At 38.9% G+C, this 14,306-nt stretch carries 12 protein-coding genes; 10 read left to right on the top strand and 2 right to left on the bottom strand.

Features of this window, described 5'->3' with window-relative positions:
- Window positions 1-145: 145 nt before the first annotated feature.
- Window positions 146-1,489, bottom strand: coding sequence for a chromosomal replication initiator protein DnaA (dnaA, locus tag CBF29_RS07040; RefSeq protein ID WP_126808901.1), 1,344 nt, complete (start codon window positions 1,487-1,489; stop codon window positions 146-148).
- 487 nt (window positions 1,490-1,976) lie between these two features.
- On the opposite strand from dnaA, the gene rpmH reads away from it, so the two are divergent.
- The 6 genes from rpmH (at window position 1,977) to mnmG (ending at window position 7,930) form a co-directional block, all read left to right on the top strand.
- Window positions 1,977-2,111 (top strand): 50S ribosomal protein L34, encoded by a 135-nt coding sequence (rpmH, locus tag CBF29_RS07035; RefSeq protein WP_126808899.1) that lies wholly within the window; start codon window positions 1,977-1,979, stop codon window positions 2,109-2,111.
- A gap of 247 nt (window positions 2,112-2,358) precedes the next feature.
- Window positions 2,359-2,697 (top strand): ribonuclease P protein component, encoded by a 339-nt coding sequence (rnpA, locus tag CBF29_RS07030; RefSeq protein ID WP_126808896.1) that lies wholly within the window; start codon window positions 2,359-2,361, stop codon window positions 2,695-2,697.
- 26 nt (window positions 2,698-2,723) lie between these two features.
- Entirely contained in the window at window positions 2,724-3,551 is an 828-nt protein-coding gene (locus CBF29_RS07025; protein ID WP_126809143.1) for a YidC/Oxa1 family membrane protein insertase, read from the top strand.
- A gap of 44 nt (window positions 3,552-3,595) precedes the next feature.
- Window positions 3,596-4,339: an RNA-binding cell elongation regulator Jag/EloR gene (gene jag, locus CBF29_RS07020; RefSeq protein WP_126808894.1), complete on the top strand. Its 744-nt coding sequence runs from the start codon at window positions 3,596-3,598 to the stop codon at window positions 4,337-4,339.
- Window positions 4,340-4,624: 285 nt separating this feature from the next.
- Window positions 4,625-6,016: a tRNA uridine-5-carboxymethylaminomethyl(34) synthesis GTPase MnmE gene (gene mnmE / locus CBF29_RS07015; RefSeq protein WP_245987295.1), complete on the top strand. Its 1,392-nt coding sequence runs from the start codon at window positions 4,625-4,627 to the stop codon at window positions 6,014-6,016.
- 15 nt (window positions 6,017-6,031) lie between these two features.
- Window positions 6,032-7,930 (top strand): tRNA uridine-5-carboxymethylaminomethyl(34) synthesis enzyme MnmG, encoded by a 1,899-nt coding sequence (gene mnmG / locus CBF29_RS07010; RefSeq protein WP_126808892.1) that lies wholly within the window; start codon window positions 6,032-6,034, stop codon window positions 7,928-7,930.
- 195 nt (window positions 7,931-8,125) lie between these two features.
- Here mnmG and CBF29_RS07005 read toward each other — a convergent pair whose 3' ends face one another.
- Window positions 8,126-8,590 (bottom strand): helix-turn-helix domain-containing protein, encoded by a 465-nt coding sequence (locus tag CBF29_RS07005; protein WP_126808890.1) that lies wholly within the window; start codon window positions 8,588-8,590, stop codon window positions 8,126-8,128.
- Between the two features lie 334 nt (window positions 8,591-8,924).
- Here CBF29_RS07005 and CBF29_RS07000 point away from each other — a divergent pair, with 334 nt between their 5' ends.
- The 4 genes from CBF29_RS07000 (at window position 8,925) to CBF29_RS06985 (ending at window position 14,241) form a co-directional block, all read left to right on the top strand.
- Window positions 8,925-9,899, top strand: coding sequence for a diaminopimelate dehydrogenase (locus tag CBF29_RS07000; RefSeq protein ID WP_126808887.1), 975 nt, complete (start codon window positions 8,925-8,927; stop codon window positions 9,897-9,899).
- Window positions 9,900-10,051: 152 nt separating this feature from the next.
- Window positions 10,052-11,038 carry an aldo/keto reductase gene (locus tag CBF29_RS06995; protein ID WP_126808885.1) on the top strand — a complete coding sequence of 329 codons (987 nt, stop codon included), beginning with the start codon at window positions 10,052-10,054 and terminating at the stop codon, window positions 11,036-11,038.
- A gap of 521 nt (window positions 11,039-11,559) precedes the next feature.
- Entirely contained in the window at window positions 11,560-12,519 is a 960-nt protein-coding gene (locus tag CBF29_RS06990) for an SMP-30/gluconolactonase/LRE family protein (RefSeq protein ID WP_126808883.1), read from the top strand.
- Window positions 12,520-12,831: 312 nt separating this feature from the next.
- The gene (locus tag CBF29_RS06985; protein ID WP_126808881.1) at window positions 12,832-14,241 is read left to right on the top strand and encodes a pyridoxal phosphate-dependent decarboxylase family protein; all 1,410 of its coding nucleotides are present in this window, start codon (window positions 12,832-12,834) and stop codon (window positions 14,239-14,241) included.
- Window positions 14,242-14,306: the final 65 nt, after the last annotated feature.

Raw genomic sequence — 14,306 nt, 5'->3', positions numbered from 1 at the left:
ATTATATATATATATTAAAAGATAATAGTAGTAGTAGGTCCTGTGTATTCTGTGGAAAACAAGGGTCAAGCTAAAAGTACGAATAGTTTTCCACTTGTGTAAAACATGTGAATAACTAGTGTTTTTTTTAATAGTTATTCACAGGCTAAATTAAGAGCATGCCTTTGATGTCATCGACTTCTTTTACTAGTTTGCTGTCTGATTCTAACAGTTTTTCAATTTTTTCATGGGAATGGATCACTGTGGTATGATCTTTGCCCCCAAATTCTGCTCCTATTTTAGGAAGAGAGTTATCGGTTAATTCCCTAGATAAATACATTGCAATCTGTCTCGGGAGTACAATGGATTTGACACGGCGTTTGCCTTTTAAATCTTTCAATTCAATATGATAATATTCGCATACTTTTTCTTGGATCGCTAAAATCGACAGCTGGTTTTTTTGAATGACTGGCCGCAATGTTTTCAGCGAATCCGCAGCAAGACTGGTGGTAATGTCTTGACCATTCATTGTTGCGTAAGCTTGGACACGTACCAGAGCCCCTTCTAACTCTCGAATATTGGAGTCGATTTGACCGGCGATGTAGCTTAACGTGTCGTTCGGGATTTCAAGTCGTTCTGCATCAGCTTTTTTTCTTAAAATAGCGATTCTAGTTTCCAAGTCAGGAGGGGTGATATCTACTGATAGGCCCCAAGCAAACCGAGAAACAAGCCGTTCCTGTAATTTAGGAATTTCATTAGGCAAGCGGTCGCTAGTTAAAACAATTTGTCTGCCATCATTGTACAGTGCATTAAACGTATGGAAAAATTCCTCCTGTGTGCCTTCTTTTTCTGCGAAAAACTGTATATCATCTACTAATAGTAAATCAACGTTTCGATAGGCTTGGCGAAATTCTTCTGATGTCCGATTTTGGATTGAATTAATAAAATCATTGGCAAAAGTTTCGCTGCTCACGTATTTCACTTTGGCATCAGGATAGTTCAACAACATCTGATGACCGATAGCATGCATTAAGTGAGTTTTACCTAGACCCACGCCGCCATAAAAAAATAAAGGATTGTAGGTACCTCCAGGATCTTCTGCTACCACTAAAGCAGCAGCGTGGGCCATCTGGTTTCCTTTACCGATAACAAACGTATCAAAAATATATTTAGGATTTAAAAAAGCTTTTCTGCTGCTTTGTCTGGCTTGTTCAGTCAAAACAGTATGTTCCTCAATCGTCGGCTCTTCAATCGCCGGCTGATTATTTTGAATAATAAAAACGGGGGTGATTTCTTCTCCTGTTAATTGAAAGCCCGTTTCAACGATTTTGGTAGACAGATTCTTCTCCCAGTATTCTTTGTGTAAGGCAGAAGGCACTTCAATCGTTAATAAATTATCAACAAGACTGATGGGGGAAGCTTGTTCGATCCAGGCATTGAAGCTGGGGGTAGTTAAAATTTTACGATAACTGTCTTCCAACTCTTTCCAAATATATTCGATATTTGGCATTTTTCATTTCCTCCTCACTCATAGAATGTCTTTCTTATTTTAGCATTAAAAAAAAAAGTTTTCCACTGATGTTAAAGATTGGGGAAAAGAAACTCACAAATTAAATTGGCAGTTTTCCACAGCAGGTCAAAATTGTGAGTAATTTTATAGGGATTTTCTAATAAGAACAAACGTATGTGGAAAAGAAAGTGTGTTGTTATAGGATTTAAAAGGGTTATACACAAGGGAGGACTCTTTGTGGAAAAACATGTTAACAAGTATGGATATGTGAGTAAGCTCATGAAAACCTTGTGGATTGTTATAAGCGAATAAGGTGGTTTTCCACAGAAAATAAAGTTTATCCACAAAATTTGTGGATAGTTAAAAAAAATTTTTAAAAATTGCTCAGATAAAAAGTTGACATATTTTCGATAAATTCGTATAATACTAAGGTCTGTCTAGTTAATTTAGAGAGTAGATACATAAAAAGTCAAGGAGGTGGCTCGGGATGAAAAGAACCTATCAACCAAGCAAACGTAAACATAAAAGAGTCCATGGATTCCGCAAACGCATGAGCACAAAAAATGGTCGTCGAGTGTTAGCAAGCAGACGCCGTAAGGGAAGAAAAGTATTATCTGCATAAAGTAAGACTTATTCAGTGGTATATTTTTTATCCCTTACTGAATCTAGTTGAACTAATCGGGCATTTTGAGGCGCTTTATTTCCCACTAGTATGAGTGGCAGACAGCGCAGCTGAATGCGGGATAAACCGCTGAACTTATTCAGTGGTTTTTTTATTTATATCTGCCAATTTTTAGTTTTTTTCCGTGCTTTTATGCTATCATGGAAGAGTGCAAAATTTGTTACGCTGCAGATGAAAGGAAATCTGTATGAAAAAGAAATACCGGATAAAAAAAGAAACTGAATTTCGAGAAATTATGAATGAACGACATTCCTTTGCTAATAAAAATTTGGTCGTTTATATAAAAAAAAGAGAAGGATCCTTTTTTAGAGTGGGATTATCAGTAGGAAAAAAAGTTGGAAATGCCGTTGAAAGAAATAAGGTCAAACGATTTCTGAGACTGGCTTTGACCGAGATGCGGGAAGAGATCGACAGCAATTATGATTTGATTTTGATTGCCCGACCGGCCATCCTAACATTGTCTTATGAAGAGGTAAAAAAAAACATTCATCATGTGTTAAGTTTGGCGAATGTAATTAAACGATAGAACGCGAGGTAGCAAGAGTGAAGAAACTGAAATCTAAGAAAAGATTATTATTATTTTTGGGAATGATTGGTCTAGTTATATTTTTAACCGCTTGCGGTACAGGGGAAGTAAGTGCAGACAGCTCAGGTATCTGGGAAAGATACATCGTTTATAACTTTGCCCGTGTCATTGATTTCCTTTCTTTTGGAGGAAATAAAGGGATCGGGATTATTCTGTTCACAGTGATTGTACGGATTATTTTATTGCCGTTGATGCATTATCAAACTCAGTCCACAAAGAAAACACAGAAGATTCAACCCGAGATTAAAAAGTTACAAGAAAAATATGCTTCTAAGGATCCGGAAACTCAGCGTAAGCTTCAAGAAGAACAGCAAAAACTTTACGATGAACATGGGGTCAATATGTTTGCCGGATGCTTACCTTTACTGATTCAGATGCCGATCATGATGGCGGTATGGCAAGCTATTTCTCGTTCTCCTCAGTTGACAAGCGGTCAATTTTTATGGGTAGAATTGGGAACACCAGATAAAACGCTGATACTTCCTATTTTGGCGGCAATCTTCACTTTTGCCAGCAGCAAGTTGACGACAATGTCTCAACCAGAAAGTAATGCAAGCATGACGATCATGAACTATGCGATGCCTTTGATGATTTTTGGTATGGGAGTCTCTTTAGCTAGCGGTCTATCCCTGTACTGGGTGGTGTCAAATGGTTTCCAAGTGATTCAGACATTATTGATCAACAATCCTTTTAAAGCTCGTCGTGAGCAGGAAGAGGAAGAACGAAAGAAAAAAGAATTGGCGAGAGCCTTACAAAAAGCCAAAAGTCCAAGAAAAAAACGTCAAAAAAAATAAAATGTTATACTGTAGGAACTAAATGATTCAAAGGAGGTCATTTTGTGTCACAATTTAAAGGAGCAACAGTAGCGCAAGCCATCGAAACGGGTCTAAAATCGTTAGGATTAACGAGGGAATCAGTAGACATTAAAATTATCGAAGAAGAAAAAAAAGGATTTCTAGGTTTTGGCAAAAAAGAAGCTTTAGTTGAATTGACACCAGTAGAGCAGCCCGCAGATACTAAGGAAAAAAAGACTAAGGAAGATGTAAAGTCCGGAGACGAAACAGCATCTGAAAAAGTCACTGATAAAGGAACGTATACGAAGGTCCTTGAAAATCTGTCAGAAGATCAAACAATCACCGAACTTGCACTGTATCTGACTGATGTGACGAGAGAACTGGGAGCACCAGCCATGGTGAAAGTCGCTAGAGAAAAAGAGTTGATTGTCTTCCATCTAGAGAGTAAAAAAGCCGGCATGTTGATTGGAAAACACGGCAGGGTGTTGAATGCCATGCAGTATTTATCCCAAGTGTTTGTCCATAGAGTCTCTAAAGAACGTTTATCTGTAGTGGTAAATGTGGGAGACTACCGTGAGCGACGTCAGGCAACCATGGAAAAGCTGGCGATAAAAACGGCCCGCAGAGTGGAAGAAACAGGGCGTCCGGTTTCCTTGGAACCAATGCCTGCGTTTGAAAGAAAAATCATTCATGGTATTTTAACAGATCACCCTTATGTCAAAACCCATTCCGAAGGGGAAGAACCTTACCGCTATCTTGTGGTGGAACCCCAAAAAGATGTTTTTTAATGGGAAATGCGGTTGACAACTAGGTACGAATTAGCGTATATTTCTTATGGTAATCATTCTTATCAAAGTAGAAATACGATGATAAAAAAAGGACTCTTTTTCACTGAACGGTGAAGGGTTCTTTTTTTTTAGTTGCCATTGGGTTAAAAATAATGTATGATCATAATGACTTTAAGGCAGATAACGTTGAATGAAGCAGTCAAAGTGCTAATTCACTCCAAGAAACTATGGGGTGGAGTGGGCACTTTTTTTTGTGAAAATTTAAATGGAGAGGACGGCGGCAAAGTGAATATAACCAAGGAATTTGATACGATCGCAGCGATTTCCACACCTCCAGGAGAAGGGGCAATCAGTATTGTCCGTCTAAGCGGACAAGAAGCGGTCGAAATTGCAGATAAGATTTTTGTTGCTAAAGACAGTTTAAAAACAGCGTCCAGTCACACTATCCATTATGGACATATAGAGGATCCTAAAAACCACCAGATGCTTGATGAAGTCATGGTTACGGTATTATTAGCTCCTCGTACCTTCACTAGGGAAAATATCGTAGAAATCAATTGTCATGGCGGCATGGTAGTCACCAATCAGCTCTTGCAGCTGCTCTTAAGACAAGGGGCACGTTTGGCTGAACCCGGTGAATTTACGAAACGGGCATTTTTAAATGGGCGTATTGATTTATCTCAAGCGGAAGCAGTCATGGACTTGATCCGTGCTAAAACTGATAAAGCCATGCATGTGGCATTGACACAACTGGATGGTAATTTATCCCATTTGATTAGGAATTTAAGGCAGGAGATTTTGGAAACCTTAGCACAAGTGGAAGTGAATATTGATTATCCTGAGTATGATGATGTGGAAGAAATGACCTCACAAATGTTGAAAGAAAAAGCTCAGATTGTTAAAAATCAAGTAGGTCATTTATTGCAGACCGCCAAACAAGGAAAAATATTAAGAGAAGGTCTGGCAACAGCCATCATCGGGCGGCCGAATGTGGGAAAATCAAGTTTATTGAATTACTTATTAAAAGAAGACAAAGCTATCGTTACCGATATTGCAGGGACGACCCGTGATGTGATTGAAGAATATGTCAATGTCAGGGGTGTGCCGTTGAAATTAATCGACACAGCAGGTATCAGAGAAACAGAGGATATCGTAGAAAAAATCGGGGTAGAGCGCAGTCTGAAAGCCTTGAAAGAAGCTGATTTTATTTTATTATTGCTGGATCAAGGGGAACCATTAAGTGAAGAAGATATCCAGCTGCTTCAAAATACGGCTGAGTTGAAACGGATTGTTATTTTGAACAAAATGGATTTAGTCAACCAGCTGGATAAATCAGTTTTATATCAACATGTAGAAGAAAAAGATGTGGTAGAGATATCTGTCTTGGATAGTTCTGGTGTGGACAAGCTGGAAGAACGAATCGTCGACTTGTTTTTTGGCGGAAATCTAGGGGAACAAGATGGAACCTATGTGTCCAATGTCCGTCATATTGGTTTATTAGAAGAAACGGACTCAGCACTGGATGAAGTAGTCTTTGGTATTGAGCAGGAAATGCCGGTGGATTTAGTACAGATTGATATGACCCGTGCATGGGATTTGCTTGGGGAAATCATTGGAGAAAGTGTTCAAGATGAATTGATCACTCAATTATTCAGTCAATTTTGTCTAGGAAAGTAGGAAAGGAAGACAAGGATGGAAAGATATTTTGCAGAAGAGTACGACATCATTGTTGTGGGGGCTGGACATGCCGGGTCAGAAGCAGCACTAGCTTCAGCAAGAATGGGTCATCGAACATTATTATTGACGATTAACTTAGACATGGTAGCATTCATGCCTTGTAATCCGTCTCTAGGCGGTCCGGCAAAAGGTGTAGTGGTTAGGGAAATCGATGCTTTGGGCGGCGAGATGGGCCGAAATATTGATAAGACATACATTCAAATGCGTATGCTGAATACTGGCAAAGGACCTGCCGTTCGTGCGTTGAGAGCTCAGGCAGATAAGAATGACTATTCAGAAAGCATGAAACATACTTTGGAACGGCAAGAAAACTTGATTCTCCGCCAAGGAATGGTGGACGAGCTGATTGTAGAGGAGGGGGTCTGTCGCGGTGTCGTGACTTCGACCGGTGCAGAGTATTATGCACAAGCGGTAATCATCACTGCAGGTACTGCTTTGCGGGGAGAGATTATTATTGGTGAATTAAAATATTCATCAGGTCCGAATAATTCTCAGCCTTCTTTGAAACTATCGGAAAATTTGAAATCCCTAGGTTTGGAAATTGACCGCTTCAAAACAGGCACACCTCCAAGAATTCGTTCCAGTTCCATAGACTATAGTGTTACTGAAGAACAGCCGGGAGATAAAACGCCTAATCATTTTAGTTTTGCTACGGCAGATAAAGATTATAAAACCCAACAATGGTCTTGTTGGCTGACTTATTCTAATGGTAAGACCCATGAAGTTATTCGTGAGAATTTACATCGGGCGCCGATGTTTACAGGTATCGTTGAGGGAGTGGGGGCACGCTACTGTCCATCAATCGAAGATAAAGTGGTCCGCTTCAGCGACAAACCCCGTCATCAGATATTTTTGGAGCCTGAAGGAAAAGATACAGAAGAAATATATGTTCAGGGGTTATCCACTTCTTTGCCAGAGGACGTCCAGCACAAGATGCTTCACACGATTCCGGGGTTGGAGAAGGCAGAAATGATGCGCAGCGGCTATGCGATTGAATACGATGTGGTCGTTCCCCACCAACTTTGGCCCACACTAGAGACAAAAACAATAGAAAATCTTTTCACCGCTGGCCAAACAAACGGTACTAGCGGTTATGAAGAAGCGGCTGGTCAAGGACTGATGGCAGGAATCAATGCTGTTTTAAAAATCGAAGGCAAGGAACCTTTTGTTTTAAAACGCAGTGACGGCTACATTGGGGTGATGATTGATGATTTGGTCACTAAGGGAACGAATGAGCCATATCGTCTGTTAACTTCCAGAGCAGAGTATCGTTTGATTTTGAGACATGATAATGCTGATTTCCGTTTGACAGAAAAAGGCTATAACATTGGGCTAGTCTCTGAAGAACAGTATCAAAAGTATAGAGACAAAAAACATCAAGTGGAAGAAGAGTTGAAGCGTCTTAAAAAGACACGTTTAAAACCAACCCCAGAGTTGCAAGACTTTTTGGCAAGTAAAAACTCTGCGTTGTTGAAAGATGGTATTTTGGTATCGGATTTATTAAAACGTCCAGAAATGACCTATCTGGACTTGTTGCCGTTTTTTGCTGAAGATTCCGAGAAACTTGATCGCCGAGTCATTGAGCAAATCGAAATACAAATCAAGTATGAAGGATATATCAAAAAAGCCATGGACAAGGTGGACAAGCTGAAACGGATGGAAGCTAAAAAAATTCCAGATAATATTGACTATGAAGCTATCGACAGTTTGGCCACAGAAGCTCGTCAGAAGCTGATAAAAATACAGCCGACGACAATTGCCCAAGCCAGCCGTATCAGCGGTGTCAACCCAGCAGATATCAGTATTCTGATGGTTTATCTGGAACAGGGGAAGTATCAGACCATAAGTGAATAAAGTGTTGATGTATCAACGTTTAGGAGAGGTCAGAGACGACCTCTCTTTTGATTGAATGCCATTTGGCTAAAAAGTCATATATTTTGCAAATAATTCAGCAGTTTTGTTTTGTCTAGACAGTGTGACTTTGACATAAATATCTGTGGTTGTTTTTTATTGAATAATCATTTTGTGATTATGAAAGTTATTTCGGTGTTAATTGATTTTCTTGATTGCTTTTTTTATTTTTATCCTCATCCAAAGACCATATCCCCAGACAAACCCTCCAATTAATAGCGTAATAATTTTTTGTAAAGTAGTTACTGCGAAAATAGAAGTCAATGTAGTTGCAATCGCAATACCTGCAAAGATGAGTATCTCAGTTAAAATTTGAAAGTTTTCTAGTTCGTTTTTAGCGACAAGCATTGTCAAGGTGTGTTGTTCCGCTTCCTCTTTTTCTTCACTGATATTTAATTTTTTTCCACGAAGTAATTCGTTGACACTTATATTTAATATTTCGCAAAGCTCTAGCATGATCGAAACATCGGGAATACTTTTGCCTGTTTCCCATTTTGAAACAGCTCTGTTGGTAACCCCAACTTTCTCTGCAAGTTCCATTTGTGTCATATTAGATTGTTTACGACGACTGGCGATAAATTTCCCGATTCCAATTGGACACATATTCTCACCTCCTGAACTTATGATACTGCAGTAAAAATGAAATTACTATGCACTGATGGTTGATTTCTTAATATCAACCGCTAGTTGACTAAATAATTTGGTTGAAACGGCTCAATCTATTTTTAATTAAGTTGAGGGTTATTTTTTCGAACAAAAGACTTGAATGTCCAAGCAGAATAAGGCTACTTTCAAGTGTAATCAAAATAAATTTGCCAATGTTTATCTAGCTCCCTATATGCCAAGCTAGCTAAATAAAAGAAAAAAGTGTAAAATTTTTATATAAGCTTAAGTAGTTACAACATTAAGAATAGACAAATGAAAAGAGATGAGACAAATGATAAGAGTAGCAATAGTAGGTTATGGTAATTTAGGACGTGGTGTAGAGAAAGCAATCAAAAAAAATTCTGACATGTCCCTGATAGGAATTTTTACTAGAAGAAAACCGGAGACAGTCTCATCAGAAGGAAGTCCAGTGTTTCCAATGGCTGAATTGATGAACAAAAAAGAGGATATCGATGTTTGCATCCTTTGCGGCGGCTCTGCCACAGATTTGCCTGAACAGACGCCAAAACTGACACAATGGTTTAATACTGTGGACAGCTTTGATACTCATGCTAAAATACCTGAGCATTTTTTGGCAGTAGATAAAATAGCAAAAGAGCATCAAAAGACTTCAATTATTTCTGTTGGCTGGGATCCCGGATTGTTTAGTTTGAATCGATTGATTGCAAAAAGTATTTTACCCCAAGGGGAAACATTAACTTTTTGGGGGAAAGGGGTTAGTCAAGGGCATTCCGATGCACTGCGGCGTGTTTCTGGTGTGGCAGATGCGGTACAGTATACAATTCCTAATGATGAAATTATCGAACGGTTGAAAGCTGGGGAGAAATTGGAACTAACAGCGAGGGATAAACATGTTCGGGAATGCTTTGTGGTACTTGAGGAAGGGGCAGATCAAGAAAAAATAAAAAATGAAATTATCGAGATGCCGAATTATTTTTCCGACTACGATACGACGGTGCATTTCATTTCTCAAAAGACGTTGGAATCGGAACACAAACAGGGGATGCCCCATGGCGGGAAAGTACTCCGAGTAGGTGAGACTTCAGAGGGAATGAAACAAGTTTACGATTTTTCATTAGATTTGCAGAGTAATCCGGAATTCACCGCCAGCGTGATTGTTGCCTATGCTAGAGCATGTGTCAGATTAGCGGATGAAAAAGTTTACGGTGCTCAGACGGTTTTTGATGTTGCGCCAAAATATTTAACACAGTTGAGCGATGATGTTCTGAGAAAAGATTATTTATAGCCGCTTGTCTAAGATTTTAGATGATAAAAAGTTCTCTTTCACCAAATTTTGTTTAAAAATTCGGTTGGAGGGAACTTATTTTAATAAAACAAGGGATTATGGTACATTAAAGAAAACAGATAAAAATAACAGTGAGAGGTGGAGAAGATAGGATGATTTATAAAGAAACGAAACAAATTCCTGAAAAACTTTCAGCCATTGGTATCGGAACGTGGAGATTTGGCGGAGGCTGGGATAATTGGGATGAAAAAGAATTTATCAAAACGATTCACTACGGTTTAGATGAAGGCATCAACATGATAGACACAGCTCCTTTGTATGGAAATGGGGTATCAGAAAAAATTGTCGGAAAAGCTCTCAAAGGAAAACGGGATAAGGCATTTATCGCTACAAAAGTAGGCAGAGTATGGGATAATACTGGCGGGGGTGCGGCTTATAATCTGACAAAAGAAAGTATTTTGTGGGAAGTTGACCGCAGTTTAAAGAGATTGGGAACAGATTATGTGGATTTGATTCATCTTCACTGGCCGGATCATCAGACCTCTCTTGAGGAAACAGCTGAGGCGTTGGATATTTTGAAAAAATCCGGAAAAACACGTTACTTGGGACTAAGTAATTTTTCGGCTCAGGATGCAGAAAAAATGATGAGTTTGATTGATATAAATAGTCAGCAGTCTTTGTATAATATGCTGGAAAGAAACACGTTGGATTATCGTAATCACACGCTTGAGTATCAGACAGAGAAAGAAATTTTCCCGATTGTCCGTAAATATGGACAGGCGTTTTTCCCCTATCTGCCATTATTTCAAGGGTTGTTAGCGGGGAGATTTTTTAACGGCGGCAGGTATTATTCTGATAAAGATGAGCGGGCAGGCAATCCCAAGCTCAATGATGATTTAAGATATATGCAATACTTGGAAGCAGCAAAAAAACTTGATAGTATTGCTGGTGATATTGGCAAACCGTTGGTACAGTTGAGTTTGAACTGGTTAAGACAACAGCCGGAAGTTACAAGCATTATTGCCGGAGTGTCTTCTGTTGAACAATTAGAGGTGAATCTTGGAAGTTTGGATTGGTCTCTTGATGATGAAATGAATCGAAAAATTGATGAGATTATTGAACCGTTCCGCGATTTATAAAGAGCGCCTTTCTAAATAAAATATAAAAACAAATGATAGTCATGTTTACATTCTTTTTACATGAAATTAAACCTGATTTTACAGTCACTCGTTATAATGAAGTAAAGCATAGATGATGTGCTCTTCTTGACAGTAACATCTGGTTTTCTTATGTGAGGAGTGAATGTACCATGGAAAATTTATTGATGAACCCTTTCGTCCTTGTGTTTTTCTCACAACTCATTATTTTGTTGCTGATTGGCGGATTTTTGAAGTTGAAAAGAAGAAATAAATTTTGTTAGCTATCCAATCAAACAGCCAGAAATTGTGGCTGTTTTTTTGTTGCTAAAATTAAATTGTTTTAGTAGATATTCAGCATCTAGAAGGCTAATAATCCGTCTTTAATTAAACAAGAATCTGCTATGTACTAAAGGAACTTATTAAATATTTCTATTTTTTTGGCGGACATGAAAAACGCTTTCTTTTCTTTGGTATACTATAGGAGCTGAGTAGTAAAAATATAAGATAAGGGGGCTGACGCCATGCATAAAAAATCAAAAAATCTTGAAGATTGGTTAAGGGCAGATCAATTGCCTGTGTCAGAAAAAGATTTGCCGACACAAATTGCAGAGCCGTGGTTTTGTGTTTCTGAAAAACAACTTCAATTGGAAGGACTATGTTTTGACCGGGAAGGAAATTTGTATTTTGTCGAAGTTTTTGGAGGCACTATCTTCAAATTGGTACTGCCTGACAAGAAACTGATAAAAATCGCTGAATTATCAGGTGAGAATCCGGCAGCAATAAAAATCCACCGAGATGGACGATTATTTGTGGCTTGTTTAGGAAATTTTAAAGACTCCGGCTTTGTGATTGCATTGTCTCCTGACGGAAAAGAACAGTCTATTATTGTAGGAAAGGAACAGCATTTCGTTATTGATGATTTAGTTTTTGATCAGAAAGGCGGTTTTTATTTTACTGATTTTAAAGGCTATTCCTGTGAACCTGCGGGAGGAGTTTACTATGTGTCTCCTGATTATCAGCAAATAACAAAAGTGATGGGGAATTTAGCCGTCCCTAATGGTGTTGCGTTAGCGCCTGAACAAAATGCTTTATGGGTGACTGAAATGAGCAACAATCGTTTACATTACTGGGCGCTGGAAGAAGATGGCGTGACGATTCCGGCTTTTGGCAGCAGTGTTCCTTATCATTTTACAGGATTGGAAGGGCCGGATTCTTGCTGTATTGATGATGAGGGCAATCTTTATGTCGCTATGTATATGCAAGGGCGGGTGCTGGTTTTTAATTCTTCTGGCTATCCAGTCCATCAAGTGCTGCTGCCGGAGCGTTTGAATCATCAGATGCTCCGTTCCACACATCCTATGTTGATTCCGGAAACATCAGAGCTTCTGATTTGTTCTAATGACGGCGAGGGTGAGGGAGGTTCATGGATTTATAAAGCTCAGGCACTGGGCAAAGCACATAAAAGTTATCAGTTTTTGTGACATTATTTTAGTGAAAAACAGCTGAGAAAGCTTCAGTTGTTTTTTATTTTTCATTCATAAAATCGCTTCTTAGCTTATGGTGCTATCTAATATGTATCATGGAAACTCAGTACGAATGATAATCATAATGGTGTCGCTCATCGCTTAATTCACCAAGGGAGCAGCTTTGGCCTAAAATCTGACGACTAATTTGTGCTTGAGATACGAAAGGTTTTAAAAAGAGATAAGAGAGGTATACAATGGAAGGATAGGCAACAAAAAAGGTATATAATAATAGAAAAAACAAAAGTTTAATTTAAGGGAGAGGAAATAATGGGACATCATCCAATGAAAGAACAATTGTCAAACATCATATCAACTTATTTTGAGGAAAAAACAGTGGATAAAAATCAACAGCTGACGTATAAAGAACCGTCATCAGAAGCATTTGAAAAAATTATCCAATTAGATTTTCCAGCCGATGGTCGGCCGTTGAAAGAAATGGTTCAAGTGCTGAAAGAAGAAGTCTTTCCTTATCGGGTAGTCGGTGAGCATCCGCGAAGCTTTGCATTTGTGCCGGCACCCGTAGAAGATGTGTCAAAGTTGGGAGACATCTTGACGACTTTATACAATCCTAATGCCGCCGGTTGGTTTTCAGCACCGGTGATTGCGCAAATACATAAATTGCTGATTGATTATTTTTGTCAGAAAATGGGTTATACAAAGGATTTTGGCGGAGTTTTCGTTTCTGGCGGTTCGCTAGCTAATTTGACCGCTTTGATTGCCGCAAGAGATGATAAGTTGGAGCTGGATCAAATTACTAAAGGTGTCGCCTATGTGTCAGCTCAGGCTCATCATAGTATCAACAAAGGCTTGCGGATGGCAGGCATTCCCGATAGTAGAATTCGCCGGGTGAAAACAGATGGGGCGCTGAAAATGATTCCTGAGTCTTTGGAGGAAATGATTCAGGAAGACCAGCAAAAAGGGTTGATACCTTTTGTAGTGATAGGAACGTCTGGAACTACAAATTCAGGCACAATTGATCCGTTGGAAGATTTGGGAAAAGTTTGTCAGCGTCATAATGTGTGGTTTCATGTGGACGGCGCATTTGGAGCTTCTGTCATTATGTCAAAAAAGAATGCCTCACTTCTAAAAGGAATCGAGTATGCAGACAGTACCATCTTGGATGCGCACAAGTGGCTTTATCAAACATATACTTGTGCCATGGTACTGGTCAAAGATAAAAAGACGCTGTTGAAAAGTTTTAGCGATGACCCTTCTTATTTACAGGACGCCCACAGTGGACAGCAGATAGATTCTTGGGATATCGGACCTGAACTTTCCCGCCCCGCTTTGGGAGTAAAATTGTGGCTGACATTGCAAGTATTGGGAACGGATAAGCTGGCTGAAAACATTGACTACAGTATTGAGATGGCTAAATATTTGGAGACGGAACTCAAAAAAAGCAGTCATTGGGAGATAGTCAGTTCTGCACAACTGGCAATGATTAACTTCAGATATATAGATAAATCAAAAACAGAAGAAGAACTGGATCAATTGAATAGTAAAATTGCCCAAAAAATTCAAGGAAGCGGTTGGGCCAACATTTTGACAACAGAATTAAAAAACAAAAAAGTTATTAGGATTTGTACAATTTCACCAAAAGTAACAAAAGAAGACTTGTTAGAAACTATTGACCGTTTGGACACTTTTGCAGCCGAACTTTTGGTTTTTTCAAACTAGCAAGGCTTTTTCAGCGAACTATCTATTTCTAGCCCCATGTTAGGGCCTGAATGTTTGTTAAAAAA

Origin of the sequence: Vagococcus elongatus, from assembly GCF_003987645.1 — a bacterium.
In the GTDB taxonomy this organism is placed as follows: Bacteria; Bacillota; Bacilli; order Lactobacillales; family Vagococcaceae; genus Vagococcus_A; species Vagococcus_A elongatus.
This window is presented reverse-complemented; position numbering and strand designations above follow the sequence as displayed.